This window comes from Streptomyces sp. NPDC085524 (assembly GCF_044541755.1).
Lineage (GTDB): Bacteria > Actinomycetota > Actinomycetes > Streptomycetales > Streptomycetaceae > Streptomyces.
Window position 1 is genome coordinate 170,895 of the sequence record NZ_JBITTH010000005.1, and the last position, 15,413, is coordinate 186,307.

The following is a 15,413-nucleotide window of genomic DNA, read 5'->3' on the forward strand; positions in this document are numbered from 1 at the left end:
TCAGCGTCCCCAGCGACCCAGTTCCGCGGCGTAGCCGTACACGGGCCGGCCGGTGGCCGCGCTGGTCCGCAGCGGCTGCCCGCCGTCGTCGATGCGGAGCGTGCCGGAACCGGACGGGCCGGTCCACCGCAGGTCGAGGGACCAGTCGCAGTCGCAGCCCGTGGCGGTGGCCTCGACCCGCAGGACGATCGGCTCGGCCGCCGAGACCTTCAGCGGGAAGGCCGGGGCCGGCAGCCGCCCTCCCCCGTCGTTCCCGGGGACGGGCCGCGCCAGCGGGCGGGGGGCGTCCAGGTTGACGGCGAAGGCGGCCGGGGTCAGTCCCCCGCCGCAGCCCTGCGACATCTGGTAGACGTTCCAGGCCGGCGGGGTGCGCCGGGCCGCCACCCGTACCTCCAGCCCCTCCAGCACCACGGCGCCCGCGCCGACCCCGTGCACGGTGACCTCCACGATCTGCGTCCCGGCGTGCACGGCCCGCTGCGCCGCCGCCCAGCCCGGCGCGTCCGCCTCCACGGGCGGCGCGGGCACCGACCCGGGCCCCCGCTCGCTGAGATACGCGTGATCGCATCCCGCCGCCCACACGTGCGACCGGACGACGGCCTTGACCGGCACCACGGCGGCCGGAGCGGGCGCGGACCCGGACGCGGGCACGGGCGCGGATGCGGACGTGCCCGGCCCCGGCGCGGTCCCCGGGGCCGACGGAGCCGAAGGGGACGGCGCGGGCACCGCTCCCGGTGCGGACGCCGACGCCGGGCCCGACCCGGAGGCGGACACGGAGACCTCCGCCGGCAGCGCCGACCCGGCCGGAGCCGCGCCCCGCCCGGACGCCGCCACCACCGCGACGGTCACCGCCAGCGCGGCCGCCGCCACGCCCGCCGCCCCGTACACGAAACCCCGCCGCCGGTACCGGGCCCCACGCACCACCGGCCGCGGCTCCGGCCCGGGTTCCGGCACGCCGACGACCGGCCCCGGCCCCGGCTCCGGCTCCGGCTCCGGCTCCGGCTCCGGCTCCGGCATCACCGCGACGACCGGCTCCGACTCGGGTTCCGGCGGCGGGGCGACGACCGGCGGCGCGGCAGCGACAGGCCCCGGCTCCGGCCCCGCTCTCCGCCGCGCGTCCGCCAGCAACCACGCCCTGTGCAGCTCCACCGCCTCCCCCGCCGAGGCCCCGCAGGCCCGCGCGAAGCGGTCCACCACCGCGAACTCCGCGGGCAGCGCCTCCCCGTTGCAGTAGCGGTGCAGGGTCGACGTACTCGTGTGCAGCCTGCGCGCCAGCACCCCGTAGCTCAGCCCGGCGCGTTCCTTCAGCTCCCGCATCCGGCGCGCGAAGGCATCCGCCTCGCCCGTCCCGTGACTCCGTTCCATGCAAGGGGTGTTCCCCCAGCCTGCAGCGCCTACGGGCGTTCCACCGTCCCGACTTCGCCCCGAACCGTCGACCCGCCGCCCGCCCGGGGAAGAGGCTCGTACGGACCGCACGAACCGCGAAACACCCACGGGGAGACCGAACATGCTTCCAGGCACCACCGTCCGACGCACCGCCGCCGCCCTCGCCGCGGCCGCCGCCCTCCTGCTGACCACGGCCCTGGCCGGCCCTGCCGCCACCGCCGCTCCGGCCGCTCCGGCCGCTCCCACCGCACCCGGCTTCCTCGACGGCACCGACCTGCCACCGCACCCCGCTTCCCCCTGGTACGCCGGCGAGGTCACCAAGGGGCTGCCCGAGTTCCCGCCGATCTGCCTGGAGGGCGCACTGCCCGCGGCCGGCAGCTGGCACCGCCGCTTCGGCACCGAGTACGACACGGGCGCCGTACAGCTCTCCGTACGGTCCGCCACACCCGCCTCAGCCGCCAGGCTCGTCCGCAGCCTGGAGCGGAAGGTCGCGGCCTGCGCCGCGGACTGGCTGCGCGCCACCCCCGGCGGCACCGCCTCCTGGCAGGACTACGGAACGCTCCCCGTCGAGGAGGGGGCGCACGTCTACGGGGTGCACACCTCGCTCCCCGAGTCCGAACCCGGCGTGCACCTCTTCGGGATCGGACGCGACGGTTCCACCGTGACCGTCGTGCAGTGGGGTCAGATGGGCGATCTGTCCGACGCCCCGGTCGCCGGTTTCCGCCGCACGACCACGACGGCCGTGAACCGGCTCGATCCCTGAACCGGCGCACCCCGCACGGACCGCGCCCCCGGTGGGACCATGGAACGGGAGGCGATGAGCGATGCCCATGCGTTCCGGAAACGAGCCGGTGACCGCCCGCAGTCCGCTGCGGCTGCGGTTCTGGCTGAGCGTGTGGGGGCTGATCTGGTCCGCAGCCGGGGCGGCCGTCTTCTCGCTGGCCGGCCGTCCCGGGTGGGCGGCGGCCTGCGCGGTGGTCTTCGTACTGGCGGGGGCGGACCTGATCGTCGTCGTCCACCACATCCACCAGGGCCCGCACTACCAGCCGGGCCGGGACATCCCCCCGTACGAGCCGCCGCACCACCGCTGAGGCCGCTCCTCGGAGACAGGGCCCGCTCCACGGAGGCCGGGCCCGCTCCACGGAGGCCTGGGCTCAGTCCTCGAACCGGGCCGCTTCCAGGTACTCCGGCTGCGGGTCGAGCGCCGCCGCCAGCCGGAAGTGCTTGCGGGCCTGGTCGGGGCGGCCGGAGCGCTCGTGGGTGCGGGCCAGCGCGAAGTGCGCGAAGGCGTTGTCCGGCTCGCGCTCCAGCACCAGCTCGAACTCCAGCTCCGCCGGACGCAGTTGGGCCGCCGCGAAGAAGGCGCGGGCCCGCAGCAGCCGGGCCGCCGTGTTCTCCGGGTGGGCGGCTATGACCGAGTCGAGCAGCTTGACCGCGCCGCGCGGGTCGCGGGCGGCGAGCAGCTGCTCGGCGGCCCGGTAGTCGATGACGTGGGTCTCGGGGCTGGCCGGCGGCGTGGGGCGCGTGGACTCGGACACGGATGGATCCTTCCCTCTACGGGCGCGTTCAACGCACCCACCCGGCCCGCTATTCCATGCACACGTCAGCCGGCGCCGTCCGCCGCGGCCCCTACCCGGCCGCCGCAGCCCGCTCCGTGAGCTCCTCCCACACCGTGCGCACCTGCGGTTCGAGCGCTTCCAGCGGCCCGTCGTTGTCGATCACGAGGGTCGCCACCGCCAGCCGCTGCTCCCGGGTGGCCTGCGCGGCCATCCGGGCCTTCGCCTCCGCTTCGGGCATCCCCCGCAGTGCGGTGAGCCGCGCCAGCTGCGTCTGCGGCGCCGCGTCCACCACGACCACCAGGTCGTAGAGCGGGGCCAGGCCGTTCTCGGTGAGCAGGGGTACGTCGTGCACCACGATCGCGTCGGCCCCCGCGGCGGCCTCCAGCTCGGCCGACCGGGCCCCGACCAGCGGGTGCACGATCGCGTTCAGCGTCTGGAGCTTCGCCGGGTCCGCGAAGACCACCGAACCGAGCTTCGGCCGGTCCAGCGTGCCCTCCGGGGTCAGCACCGACTCCCCGAAGGCCGCCACGACGGCCGCGAGCCCGGGCGTGCCCGGCTCCACGACCTCCCGCGCGATCCGGTCGGCGTCGACGACGACCGCCCCGTACCCCGCCAGCAGCCGAGAGACCTCGCTCTTGCCGGCACCGATTCCGCCCGTCAGGCCCACCTTCAGCATGCCCGCAGCCTAGTGCCCCGACCGTGCCGGGCCCACAGCCCCCTGCACCACCGCCCTCGGCGGCCCGTTCAGCCCTCGCCCTCGCGCTCCGCCAGGAACCGCTCGAACTCGCGGCCGATCTCGTCCGCCGACGGGATCTCGGCCGGCTCGGCGATCATGTTGCCCCGGGTCTCGGCGCCGGCGGCCGCGTCGTACTGGTGCTCGAGCCCCTGGACCAGGTTGACGAGCTCCTCGTCGCCCTCCCGGATCTGCCGGTCGATCTCCGTCTGGGTGCGGTGCGCCTCGGTCCGCAGTGCGTGCGCCACGGCGGGCAGGACCAGCCCGGTCGCAGCCGTGATCGCCTCCAGCGCCGTCAGCGCAGCGTCCGGGTACGAGGAACGGGCCACGTAGTGCGGTACGTGCGCGGCGACGCCCAGCACGTCGTGCCCGGCCTGCGACAGCCGGAACTCGACCAGCGACTCCGCACTGCCCGGCACCTGCGCCTCGTCGAAGGGGCTGCGGTGGCCCGGCATGAGGTCCGTCCGGTTGCCGTGCGGGGTGATGCCGACGGGGCGGGTGTGCGGGACGCCCATCGGGATGCCGTGGAAGTTGACGGAGAGCCGTACGCCGAGGCGCTCGACGATCTGCCGGACGGCGACGGCGAAACGCTCCCACTCCACGTCCGGCTCCGGGCCGGAGAGCAGCAGGAAGGGGGCTCCGGTGGCGTCCTGGACGAGCCGGACCTCCAGCCGGGGCTCCTCGAACTCGGTCCAGTGGTCGCGCTTGAACGTCAGCAGCGGGCGGCGTGCCCGGTAGTCCACCAGCCGGTCCGCGTCGAAGCGGGCCACCACCTGGTGGGGCAGGGTGTCCAGGAGCCGCTCGACGATCTGCTCGCCGGTCTCACCCGCGTCGATGTACCCCTCGAAGTGGTACAGCATGACCAGCCCGGCCGAGTCCTGGGCGAGCGCCAGGTCGGCCACCGCCAGGCCCTTGGCGTCCCATTCGTACAACCCCTGTGGATCGAGCACCGTCACCACTCCTCCCTCGCTGCGTTCTCTGGAAAGAACGTCAAAGAGGGCCCCGGCATTCCCCAGTTGGCAACTCCGGCGAGAGAAGGGGACGGCCGGCAACGAAGCGAGGCCCGCCCCCCGAAGGGGACGGGCCTCGCTTTTCAACTCAACCAGCTCGGCTCACGCCCGGAGGCGTGGTGCGCGCTGCGATCAGCTCTGGCCGCCGGCCAGCTTCTCGCGGAGCGCGGCCAGGGCCTCGTCCGACGCCAGGGCGCCGGAGGTCTCGTCCGACTCCGAGGAGTACGAACCACCCGAGATGCCCGCACCGGCGTTGCCACCGGCGGCCGGGGCGGCAGCGCCCTCGGCCGCAGCGGCCTCGTCGGCCTCGCGGCTCTTGATGACCTGGGCCTGGTGCTGCTCGAAGCGCTGCTGCGCCTCGGCGTACTGGGTCTCCCAGGCCTCGCGCTGCTTCTCGTAGCCCTCGAGCCAGTCGTTGGTCTCGGGGTCGAAGCCCTCGGGGTAGATGTAGTTGCCCTGGTCGTCGTAGGACGCGGCCATGCCGTACAGGGTCGGGTCGAACTCGACCGACGCCGGGTCGGCACCGAAGGACTCGTTGGCCTGCTTCAGCGACAGCGAGATCCGGCGACGCTCGAGGTCGATGTCGATGACCTTGACGAAGATCTCGTCGTTGACCTGGACGACCTGCTCCGGGATCTCCACGTGGCGCTCGGCCAGCTCGGAGATGTGGACCAGGCCCTCGATGCCCTCGTCCACGCGGACGAACGCACCGAACGGAACCAGCTTGGTGACCTTACCCGGGACGACCTGACCGATCTGGTGGGTCCGGGCGAACTGCTGCCACGGGTCTTCCTGCGTCGCCTTCAGCGACAGGGAGACGCGCTCGCGGTCCATGTCGACGTCGAGGACCTCGACGGTGACTTCCTGGCCGACCTCGACAACCTCGGACGGGTGGTCGATGTGCTTCCAGGACAGCTCGGAGACGTGGACGAGACCGTCGACGCCACCCAGGTCCACGAAGGCACCGAAGTTGACGATCGAGGACACGACGCCGGAGCGGACCTGACCCTTCTGCAGGGTGGTGAGGAACGTCTGGCGAACCTCGGACTGGGTCTGCTCGAGCCAGGCACGGCGGGACAGGACCACGTTGTTGCGGTTCTTGTCCAGCTCGATGATCTTCGCCTCGAGCTCCTTGCCCACGTAGGGCTGGAGGTCGCGGACGCGGCGCATCTCGACGAGAGAGGCCGGGAGGAAGCCGCGGAGGCCGATGTCGAGGATGAGACCACCCTTGACGACCTCGATGACGGTACCGGTGACGATGCCGTCTTCTTCCTTGATCTTCTCGATCGTGCCCCAGGCACGCTCGTACTGAGCGCGCTTCTTGGACAGGATCAGACGGCCTTCCTTGTCCTCCTTCTGGAGAACAAGCGCCTCGATCTCGTCGCCGACCTTGACGACCTCGTTCGGGTCGACGTCGTGCTTGATCGAGAGCTCACGGCTCGGGATCACGCCTTCGGTCTTGTAACCGATGTCGAGCAGGACCTCGTCCCGGTCGACCTTCACGATGACGCCGTCGACGATGTCGCCGTCGTTGAAGTACTTGATCGTCTCGTCGATCGCGGCGAGGAAGGCTTCCTCGTTACCGATGTCGTTGACCGCTACCTGCGGGGTGGTAGAGGTGGTCTCGGTGCTGCTCGTCATGTGGGAAAGGGCTCCGGTTACGGACAGAAAGTCGTAGGTACTGCTACGCCGGGAGCCCTTATCGGCATCTGCCGATGAAGCCGGACAGCCAAGGAAGCCCTTGATCCGCGGGAAGCGGGGAGGGCCTCGAAAACCGAGGGGACATCAACAGATACAAGCGCAGCCTGCTAGGTCTGAGGAGCACAGGCTCGCAGCGCAACTTGTAGCATACGGGGGCTGCCGGACAGGGTCAATGCGCGAAGGCGCACACCCCCGGCGGATCGCCGCATATCCGGCACAATTCGTGTGTGGGAAGGGCGTGATGACCCTCCCGACACGTTTGCAGCAGTCAGTCGGCGACGTCCGCCGCATACCACGGACGTCCGCAGACATCCGCACACTACGACGACGGGCCCCATGAACCAAGAGGACTACGCCCCCGAAGACGCGTACGAGGCCGATCCGGGCTCCGCCGGCGGTCCCTCCGACGACTTCGACGACGCCGAGGCCACGCGCCGTGAGGCCGGGGAAGCGGAGAGCAGCCGGGCCAGCCGGGGCTGGTGGGACCGCAACGCCGACGAGTACCAGAGCGAGCACGGCGCCTTCCTCGGCGACGACCGCTTCGTGTGGGGGCCGGAGGGCCTGGACGAGGCGGACGCCGCCCTGCTCGGCCCGGCCGCCTCCCTCAAGGGCAAGGACGTCCTGGAGATCGGCGCCGGTGCCGCCCAGTGCTCGCGCTGGCTCGCCGCCCGGGGCGCCCGCCCGGTGGCCCTGGACCTCTCCCACCGCCAGCTCCAGCACGCCCTGCGCATCGGCGACGACGTCCCGCTCGTGGAGGCCGACGCCGGGAGGCTGCCCTTCCGCGACGGCTCCTTCGACCTGGCCTGCTCCGCGTACGGGGCCGTCCCCTTCGTCGCCGACCCCGTGAACGTGATGCGCGAGGTCCACCGCGTCCTGCGCCCCGGCGGCCGCTGGGTCTTCTCCGTCACCCACCCGATCCGCTGGGCCTTCCCCGACGAGCCGGGGCCCGAGGGGCTGTCCGTCGCCGCCTCCTACTTCGACCGGACCCCGTACGTCGAGCAGGACGAGCAGGGCCGCGCCGTGTACGTGGAGCACCACCGCACCCTCGGCGACCGGGTCCGCGACGTGGTGGCGGGCGGTTTCCGCCTGGTCGACCTGGTCGAGCCGGAGTGGCCCGAGTGGAACAGCCAGGAGTGGGGCGGCTGGTCCCCGCTGCGCGGGAACCTGATCCCCGGTACGGCGATCTTCGTGTGCGAGAGGGTCTGACCCGTTGAACGGCCGGCTGCGCCAGTCCGCGCTCGACTCCCTTCCCGTACGGGAAGCCGTTCCCGCGCTCACGTCCGCCCTGGACGGCCACGGCGCGGCCGTGCTCTGCGCCCCGCCCGGCACCGGCAAGACCACGCTGGTGCCGCTGGTGCTGGCGGGCCTGGCCGGCGGCGGGCCGCGGCGCCGGGTCGTGGTCGCCGAGCCCCGGCGGATCGCCGCCCGGGCGGCGGCCCGCCGGATGGCGTGGCTGCTGGGCGAGGCCGTCGGCGGGTCCGTGGGCTTCACCGTGCGCGGGGAGCGGGTCGTGGGCCGCGACACCGCCGTGGAGGTGGTCACCACCGGCGTGCTGCTCCAGCGGCTCCAGCGGGACCAGGAGCTGGCCGGCGTGGACGTGGTCGTCCTGGACGAGTGCCACGAGCGGCACCTGGACGCCGACACCGTCGCCGCCTTCCTCGTGGACGTACGGGAGACCCTGCGCCCGGAGCTGCGGCTCGTGGCGGCGTCGGCGACGACCGACGCGGCCGGGTGGGCGCGCGTTCTTGGTCGCGGCAGTCCGGGCGGGGCGCCGGTGGTGGAGGCGGCCGGGGTCTCCTACCCGGTGGAGACCGTGTGGGCGCCGCCGGCCCGGCCGGTGCGGCCGCCGCACGGGATGCGGGTGGATCCCGCGCAGCTGACGCACGTGGCCTCGGTGGTGCGGCGGGCGCTGGCGGAGCGTTCCGGCGACGTCCTGTGCTTCCTGCCCGGTGTCGGGGAGATCTCCCGGGTCGCGGGTCTGCTGGGCGGGGCGGACGCGGAGGTGCTCCAGCTCCACGGCCGGGCCCCCGCGGCGGTGCAGGAGGCGGCGCTGACCGCCTCGGAGCGCCGCCGGGTGATCCTCTCCACCGCGGTGGCGGAGTCCAGCCTGACCGTGCCCGGGGTGCGGGTGGTCGTGGACTCCGGGCTGGCCCGCGAGCCCCGCGTGGACCATGCGCGGGGGCTGGGTGCGCTGGCGACCGTACGGGCTTCGCGCGCGGCCGGACGCCAGCGGGCCGGGCGGGCGGGGCGCGAGGCTCCGGGGGCGGTCTACCGCTGCTGGGCGGAGGCGGAGGACGGGCGGCTGCCGGCCTTCCCCGCGCCGGAGATACGGATCGCGGACCTGGCGCAGTTCGCCTTGCAGGCGGCGTGCTGGGGGGACCCGGACGCGACGGGGCTGGCGCTGCCGGACCCGCCGCCGGCCGGGGCGATGGCGGCCGCGCGGGAGGTGCTGGTGGCGGTCGGCGCGGTGGACGCTGCGGGGCGGCCGACTGCGCGGGGGCTGCGGATGGCGCGGCTCGGGCTGCACCCGCGGCTGGCGCGTGCGCTGCTGGACGGCGCGGAGGCGGTGGGCGCCCGGCGGGCGGCGGAGGTCGTGGCGCTGCTGAGCGAGGAGCCGCCGCGGGAGTACGGGGACGACCTGGCGGGCGCGTGGCGCGCGGCCCGTCGGGGCGGCGACGGGTACGCCCCGCGCTGGCGCGCGGAAGCCCGCCGCCTGGAGCGTGCGGCCCTCGACCCTGCGGGGCTTTCCCCCACCCCGCCCCTTCCCGAAACCGGGGGCTCCGCCCCCAGCCCCCCGTCCCGGGGCTCCGCCCCGGACCCGGCGGGGGCTCCGCCCCCGGACCCCCGCGCCTCAAACGCCGGCGAGACTGAAGTTGCCCGAAATCCAGCCCCTCCGGCGACTGAGGAGCGGGGTGCGGGGCGGAGCCCCGGCAACGGCGCCGCGCCCGATGAACTGGCCGCCGGGCTGGTCGTCGCGCTCGCGTTCCCCGAGCGGGTGGCCCGGGCCAAGAACGAGACCGCCTTCCTCATGGCCAGCGGCACCGCCGCCGAGCTCTCGGAGGGGTCCGCGCTGCGCAAGACGCCCTGGCTGGCCGTGGCCGTCGCCGACAGGCCCCCGCACTCCGCCTCGGCGCGCGTGCGGATGGCCGCGGCGATCGACGAGGCCACCGCCCGGGCCGCGGCCGCGCATCTGCTGGCCGAGGGCGAGGAGGTCCGGTGGGAGGGAGGGGACCTCGTCGCGCGCTCCGCCGAGCGGCTGGGGGCGATCGAGCTGGCCGTACGTCCGCTGCGCGAGCCCGACCCGGCGCTCGTCCGGGCCGCCCTGCTCGACGGCCTGCGCGCCGAGGGGCTCGGCCTGCTGCGCTGGTCCGCGGACGCGCACGCGCTCCGGGCCCGGCTGGCCTTCCTGCACCGCACGCTCGGCGGCGCGTGGCCCGACGTGGAAGGGGACGCCGCCCTGCTGGAGCGGGCCGGCGACTGGCTGGAGCCGGAGCTGTCCCGGGCCCGGCGCCGCGCCGACCTGGGGCGGATCGACGCCGGGCAGGCCCTGAACCGGCTGCTGCCCTGGGCCACCGGCGAGGCCGCCCGTCTCGACGAGCTGGCTCCGGAGCGGCTGGAGGTGCCCAGCGGGTCCCGGATCCGGGTGGACTACTCGGCGGAGCACGGGCAGCCGGTGCTCGCGGTGAAGCTGCAGGAGCTGTTCGGGCTGGCCGAGACCCCGAAGGTGGCCGGGGTGCCGGTGCTCGTGCACCTGCTGTCGCCCGCCGGGCGCCCGGCCGCCGTCACCGCGGACCTCGCCTCCTTCTGGCAGGGCGGCTACAAGGGCGTCCGCGCCGAGCTGCGCGGCCGCTACCCCAAGCACCCGTGGCCGGAGGACCCGGCGACCGCCGAGCCCACCCGCCACACCAACGCCCGGCTCAGGCGCTGAACCCCGCCTCGGGGGCCCGGGCCCGCCGGCCCCGGGCCTCCAGCCACAGTGCGAGGCCGAGCAGCACGAGCCCGCCGGCCGCGAGGCCGATCGGCGCATAGGTGTGGAGCGCGAGGACCTTCGTACGGTTGGCGCCGACCAGGTCGACCGTGTACCTGGCGTAGTCCTCGCGCATGGTCACGTGCCCGGCGAAGGCGGTGAGCTTGCCGTCGGGTCCGCCGGCGGCGATGCCGCCGCGCATCTCCTGCTGGATGTCCTGCTCGGCGTTGACGGGCGCCCCGGTGACCGGGTCCACCCAGAACCGGGCCTTGACCGTGTACCAGAGGGTGGTGCCGGTGGCGGACTCGATCGTGGCGGGGTCGATGCCCTCGATCGGCATCTTCTTGGGCATGGGGACCTTGGTCCACGGCACGGTCTGCTCGAAGAGGTAGACGTCCATGCCGCGGTAGGTGCGGGGGCCGACGTAGTGCATCGGCGACGCGGTGCGGGTCTGCGCGTCGAAGTAGAGGTAGTCGCGCGGCTCGGTGAAGAACGGCCACTTGAACTCGATGCCCTCGCGCTTGACCGGGTCCCCGTCGACCATTTCGCCGGTGGCGTGCACCGGGTCCTGGGTGTGCGCGTCGAAGATGTACCGCTCGGGGATCTGGGAGACCATCTTGCCGTCCGGCCCGATGATGTAGGACAGCGTGTCCCAGACGACCACGTCCTTGCCCGCGCTGGCCTCGATCTCCTTCGAGGCCTCCACGTTGCCCTTGAGGGTCTGGACGATGGTGACCTTGTCGACCTTCTTCGGCTGCATGCCGCCGGTGTAGTCGAGCAGGGTCGCGTCCTTCGCCTCCAGGACCATCTCCTGGTACTGCTCCGGCGGGATCTTGGCGAGCCGCGGGTACGCGTACCAGCGCAGCAGCGGCGCGAGGGCCGCGAAGAAGACGGCTAGGGCCAGCAGGACAAGGCTCGCTCTGCGTCGCACGGCCGGGCCCTCCTCTTACTTTCCGGGCGCGGCGGGCGCGGTGGTGAGCAGGGGCTTGGGTGAGGTCTTTCCTTCGGGCGACCCGAACGCCGTGATGGCGAGGACGAGGAGCACCGCGAGGACGAGCCCGCTGGCGGCGGCGATGAGTGCGCGCATGCCGGGCCTCCGGAATCTGATAGGGCGTCAGGGCGGAGGCACCGTAGCAATGCGGACGCGAGATGAGAACCGTCCGGCCGATCCGGCCTGTCCGGCCTGCGCGGCCCGGCCCGTCCGGCCCGTCCGGCCCGGGAATGTGACATGGCCCATGGCGCTCCCGGGAGCCCGCCGGGCCCCGGACGCGTCCTTCCCGATGTCACGGACAGGTCACCGCATACTGGCCGGGCCCACCGAACGAGGAGACGCGCCATGCCGTTCACACTGAGCCACGCGGCCGCCGTGCTCCCGGCGGTCCGCCGGACCGGGCGTGCGCGCGGCCCCCTCGTGGCCTCGGCGCTGGTCCTCGGCTCCTTCGCCCCGGACACCTTCTACTTCGCCGCCACCATCGTCGCGAGCCTCAAGCCGTACGGGACCTTCGCGCACTCCCTGCCCGGGATCGTGACCGTCGACGCGGCCCTCACCGCCGTCCTCGCCGCGTGCTGGCTCCTGCTGCGCGAGCCGCTGATCGCGCTGCTGCCCCGCGGCCGGCGGGGCCGGGTCCACGCGCTCGTACGGGGCGAGGAGTGGCGCGGGCGCCGACTCCCGGCGCTGGCCGTGTGGTTCTACCTCTCCGCGGTCATCGGATCCCTCACGCACGTGGTGTGGGACAGCTTCACGCACCTCGACCGCTGGGGGACCAACGCCCTGGACCTGGGCAGGCCCCTCGCCTTCGGCTTCCCCCTCTACCTGTACCTGCAGTACGGCGGTTCGCTGATCGCGGCCTGCGTCCTGCTGTGGTTCACGGCGACCGCGCTGCGCCGCCTGCCGGCCTCCCCGCAGCCCGCGTCCGTCCCGGTCCTGAGCCGGGCCGAGCGGTGGGGCGCGCTCACCCTGGTCCTCGTCTGCACGGCGGTCGGGATCGTGCTGCGCGTCCTGCGGTTCTTCACCTTCTTCGATGCGATCCACACGCCGCTCGACATCATCCCGACCATCTGCTTCGGCGCGGGCGGCGGCCTCACCGTGGGCCTGCTGCTGTACGGGGCCCTCGTACGGCTGCGCCACCGCCCGGCCCCGGACCGGTCGGACTCGGACGAGGAAACGCGGACGCCCGTCCCCACCGCGTAGGCGGGGACGGGCGCCCGGCAGACCGTACGCCGATCAGTGCGCGGCGGACTCCCAGTCGGAGCCGACGCCCACGGACACGTCCAGCGGGGCCCGGAGCTCGACGGCGGCGCCCATCTCGCGGCGCACCAGCTCCTCCACCCGCTCGCGCTCGCCCGGGGCGATCTCCAGCACGATTTCGTCGTGGACCTGGAGCAGCATCCGCGAGGCCAGCCCGGCCTCGGCGATCGCCTGGTCCACGCGCAGCATCGCGACCTTGACGATGTCCGCCGCGGTGCCCTGGATCGGGGCGTTGAGCGCCATCCGCTCGGCGGCCTCGCGGCGCTGGCGGTTGTCGCTGTTGAGGTCGGGCAGGTAGCGGCGGCGGCCGAAGATCGTGGCCGTGTACCCGGTGGCACGGGCCTCGTCGACCACGCGCTGGAGGTACTCGCGGACCCCGCCGAACCGCTCGAAGAAGGTCTCCATCAGGCCGCGCGCCTCGGCGGGCTCGATGTTCAGCTGCTGGGCGAGACCGAACGCGGACAGACCGTACGCGAGACCGTACGACATGGCCTTGATCTTGCGGCGCATCTCGGCGTCGACCTGCGAGCGCTCCACGCCGAACACCTGGGAGGCGACGGTGGTGTGCAGGTCCTCACCGGAGGCGAACGCCTCGATCAGGCCCTCGTCCTCGGAGAGGTGCGCCATCACGCGCAGCTCGATCTGGCTGTAGTCGGCGGTCATCAGCGACTCGTAGCCCCCGCCGACGACGAACCCGCGGCGGATCGCCCGGCCCTCGTCCGTGCGCACCGGCACGTTCTGCAGGTTCGGGTCCGTGGACGACAGCCGGCCGGTCGCGGCGACCGTCTGGCTGAAGCTCGTGTGCACCCGGCCGTCGGCCGCGATCGTCTTGACCAGGCCCTCGACGGTGACGCGCAGCTTGGCCTGCTCCCGGTGCCGCAGCATGATCACGGGCAGCTCGTGGTCGGTCTGCGTGGCCAGCCAGGCCAGCGCGTCCGCGTCCGTGGTGTAGCCCGTCTTCGTCTTCTTCGTCTTCGGCAGGTCCAGCTCGCCGAAGAAGACCTCCTGGAGCTGCTTGGGCGAGCCGAGGTTGAACTCGTGGCCCACCGCCGCGTGCGCCTCCTTCACGGCCTGCTGCACGGCGCCCGCGAACTGCTGCTCCATGGCCTCCAGGTGGTCGCGGTCGGCGGCGATGCCCGCCCGCTCCATCCGGGCCAGGAGCTCGGAGGTCGGCAGCTCCATGTCGTGGAGCAGCCCGGCCGCACCGACCTCGTCGAGCTTCTCCGCGAAGGCGTCGCCGAGGTCCAGGACCGCGCGGGCCTGCGCCATCAGCGCCTCCGCCTCGGCCGTGTCGTCGGCGCCGAAGGCCAGCTGCCCGTCGGCGGCGGCCGGCGCCAGCTCACGGTGCAGGTACTCGTTGGACAGCACGTCCAGCGCGAAGGACCGGCGGCCCGGCTTGACCAGGTAGGCGGCGAGCGCGGTGTCCATCGTGACGCCGTCCAGCGACCAGCCGTGCTCGGGGAACACCCGCATCAGGCCCTTGGCGTTGTGCACGACCTTCGGCTTCGCCGCATCGGCGGCCCAGGCCGCGAACGCCCGCTCATCGGCCTCGTCCAGCCCGGACGGCTCGAACCAGGCGGCCGCACCCCCGGCCGCGGCCAGCGCGATCTCGCTCACGTTGCCCTGGCCCAGCGCCCAGCTGTCGACGGTCGCCACGCCGAGCGGCCCGCCCGCGTGCGCCTCCAGCCACGGGGCCAGCTCACCCGCGCCCAGCACGGACCCGTCGAGCTCCACACCGGCCGCCGCGGGCACCGGCGCCTGCTCCTCCTCCGCGCCCGGGTCCACCGCCAGCAGCCGCTCGCGCAGCGAGGCGTTGCGGATCTCCAGCACGTCCAGCACACCGGTCACCGCGGACCGGTCGTAGGGCGCGCGGGCCAGGTCGGCGGGGGTCTTGGGCAGCTCGACGTCCTTGACCATCTCGGTCAGGACCCGGTTCAGCTTGACGGCCTCCAGGTGGTCCCGGAAGTTCTGCCCGGCCTTCCCCTTGACCTCCTCCGCACGCTCCACGAGCTCCGCGAACGACCCGAACTGGGTGATCCACTTGGCCGCGGTCTTCTCACCGACGCCCGGGATGCCCGGCAGGTTGTCGGACGGGTCACCGCGCAGCGCCGCGAAGTCCGGGTACTGCTGCGGGGTGAGGCCGTACTTCTCCTCCACCTTCTCCGGGGTGAACCGGGTCAGCTCGGAAACGCCCTTGGTCGGGTACAGCACGGTGGTGTGCTCGGAGACGAGCTGGAAGGAGTCCCGGTCGCCGGTGACGATCAGCACGTCGAAACCGAGGGCCTCCGCCTGCGTCGCCAGCGTCGCGATCACGTCGTCGGCCTCGAAACCGTCGACCGCGAACCGCGGCACCTTCATCGCGTCGAGGAGCTCGCCGATCAGCTCCACCTGCCCCTTGAACTCGTCCGGGGTCTTGGAACGGTTCGCCTTGTACTCGGGGAACTCCGTCGACCGCCACGTCTTGCGCGACACGTCGAACGCCACCGCGAAGTGCGTGGGCGCCTCGTCGCGCAGCGTGTTCGCCAGCATCGACGCAAAGCCGTAGATGGCGTTCGTCGGCTGGCCCGTCGCCGTCGTGAAGTTCTCCGCGGGCAGCGCGAAGAACGCCCGGTACGCCAGGGAGTGCCCGTCCATGAGCATCAGGCGGGGGCGGTCCGCTGCGGTCGTCTGGTCGGTCTTCTTCGATGCGTTCTCTGCCACACCCCAGATCCTAGGCGGCCCCGCTGACAATTCCGGCGTCGGCAATCTGCCCGGGGCGTGACAGGATCGGATGCCGACCCGGATACGCGCAGCCGCCCGCGCTGCGATGCTC

Annotated in this window: 14 protein-coding genes and 1 pseudogene; 6 read left to right on the forward strand and 9 right to left on the reverse strand. The window is 73.6% G+C overall.

Features of this window, described 5'->3' with window-relative positions; translation table 11 throughout:
- The gene (locus ACIGFK_RS09500) at positions 1 to 525 is read right to left on the reverse strand and encodes a hypothetical protein (RefSeq protein ID WP_376658774.1); all 525 of its coding nucleotides are present in this window, start codon (positions 523 to 525) and stop codon (positions 1 to 3) included.
- 73 nt (positions 526 to 598) lie between these two features.
- Here ACIGFK_RS09500 and ACIGFK_RS09505 point away from each other — a divergent pair, with 73 nt between their 5' ends.
- On the forward strand, positions 599 to 1,231 hold the full coding sequence (locus ACIGFK_RS09505) for a hypothetical protein (RefSeq protein ID WP_400051234.1): 633 nt from the start codon (positions 599 to 601) through the stop codon (positions 1,229 to 1,231).
- Here ACIGFK_RS09505 and ACIGFK_RS09510 read toward each other — a convergent pair.
- Positions 1,201 to 1,506: pseudogene (locus ACIGFK_RS09510) on the reverse strand (multiprotein-bridging factor 1 family protein); the annotation flags it as partial. The gene ACIGFK_RS09505 and the pseudogene ACIGFK_RS09510 overlap by 31 nt on opposite strands.
- On the opposite strand from ACIGFK_RS09510, the gene ACIGFK_RS09515 reads away from it, so the two are divergent.
- The gene (locus tag ACIGFK_RS09515; protein ID WP_400051122.1) at positions 1,505 to 2,146 is read left to right on the forward strand and encodes a hypothetical protein; all 642 of its coding nucleotides are present in this window, start codon (positions 1,505 to 1,507) and stop codon (positions 2,144 to 2,146) included. The pseudogene ACIGFK_RS09510 and the gene ACIGFK_RS09515 overlap by 2 nt on opposite strands.
- Before the next feature lie 67 nt (positions 2,147 to 2,213).
- Positions 2,214 to 2,474, forward strand: a complete 261-nt coding sequence (locus ACIGFK_RS09520) for a DUF6343 family protein (RefSeq protein WP_376658749.1) — start codon at positions 2,214 to 2,216, stop codon at positions 2,472 to 2,474.
- A gap of 63 nt (positions 2,475 to 2,537) precedes the next feature.
- On the opposite strand, the gene ACIGFK_RS09525 is transcribed toward ACIGFK_RS09520, so the two are convergent.
- The 4 genes from ACIGFK_RS09525 to rpsA form a co-directional block, all read right to left on the reverse strand.
- Complete coding sequence (locus tag ACIGFK_RS09525) at positions 2,538 to 2,921, reverse strand: tetratricopeptide repeat protein (RefSeq protein ID WP_376658748.1); 384 nt, start codon at positions 2,919 to 2,921, stop codon at positions 2,538 to 2,540.
- A 91-nt stretch (positions 2,922 to 3,012) separates the two neighbouring features.
- Positions 3,013 to 3,618: a dephospho-CoA kinase gene (gene coaE / locus ACIGFK_RS09530; protein ID WP_376658747.1), complete on the reverse strand. Its 606-nt coding sequence runs from the start codon at positions 3,616 to 3,618 to the stop codon at positions 3,013 to 3,015.
- Between the two features lie 68 nt (positions 3,619 to 3,686).
- Positions 3,687 to 4,625 carry a PAC2 family protein gene (locus ACIGFK_RS09535; RefSeq protein ID WP_376658746.1) on the reverse strand — a complete coding sequence of 313 codons (939 nt, stop codon included), beginning with the start codon at positions 4,623 to 4,625 and terminating at the stop codon, positions 3,687 to 3,689.
- Between the two features lie 192 nt (positions 4,626 to 4,817).
- On the reverse strand, positions 4,818 to 6,326 hold the full coding sequence (rpsA, locus tag ACIGFK_RS09540) for a 30S ribosomal protein S1 (RefSeq protein WP_327413389.1): 1,509 nt from the start codon (positions 6,324 to 6,326) through the stop codon (positions 4,818 to 4,820).
- Between the two features lie 396 nt (positions 6,327 to 6,722).
- Between rpsA and ACIGFK_RS09545 the strand changes: the two genes are divergently transcribed.
- Positions 6,723 to 7,592, forward strand: coding sequence for a class I SAM-dependent methyltransferase (locus ACIGFK_RS09545; RefSeq protein WP_386465235.1), 870 nt, complete (start codon positions 6,723 to 6,725; stop codon positions 7,590 to 7,592).
- Between the two features lie 4 nt (positions 7,593 to 7,596).
- A complete protein-coding gene (locus tag ACIGFK_RS09550; protein WP_400051126.1) occupies positions 7,597 to 10,314 on the forward strand; it encodes an ATP-dependent RNA helicase in 2,718 nt (905 codons plus the stop codon).
- Here ACIGFK_RS09550 and ACIGFK_RS09555 read toward each other — a convergent pair.
- Complete coding sequence (locus ACIGFK_RS09555) at positions 10,304 to 11,284, reverse strand: DUF3068 domain-containing protein (RefSeq protein WP_386465229.1); 981 nt, start codon at positions 11,282 to 11,284, stop codon at positions 10,304 to 10,306. The genes ACIGFK_RS09550 and ACIGFK_RS09555 overlap by 11 nt on opposite strands.
- A gap of 15 nt (positions 11,285 to 11,299) precedes the next feature.
- On the reverse strand, positions 11,300 to 11,440 hold the full coding sequence (locus ACIGFK_RS09560) for an SPW_0924 family protein (RefSeq protein WP_376660756.1): 141 nt from the start codon (positions 11,438 to 11,440) through the stop codon (positions 11,300 to 11,302).
- A gap of 249 nt (positions 11,441 to 11,689) precedes the next feature.
- Between ACIGFK_RS09560 and ACIGFK_RS09565 the strand changes: the two genes are divergently transcribed.
- Positions 11,690 to 12,544 carry a DUF4184 family protein gene (locus tag ACIGFK_RS09565; protein WP_376660755.1) on the forward strand — a complete coding sequence of 285 codons (855 nt, stop codon included), beginning with the start codon at positions 11,690 to 11,692 and terminating at the stop codon, positions 12,542 to 12,544.
- Between the two features lie 33 nt (positions 12,545 to 12,577).
- On the opposite strand, the gene polA is transcribed toward ACIGFK_RS09565, so the two are convergent.
- Positions 12,578 to 15,301 (reverse strand): DNA polymerase I, encoded by a 2,724-nt coding sequence (gene polA / locus ACIGFK_RS09570; RefSeq protein ID WP_376660754.1) that lies wholly within the window; start codon positions 15,299 to 15,301, stop codon positions 12,578 to 12,580.
- Between the last annotated feature and the right edge of the window lie 112 nt (positions 15,302 to 15,413).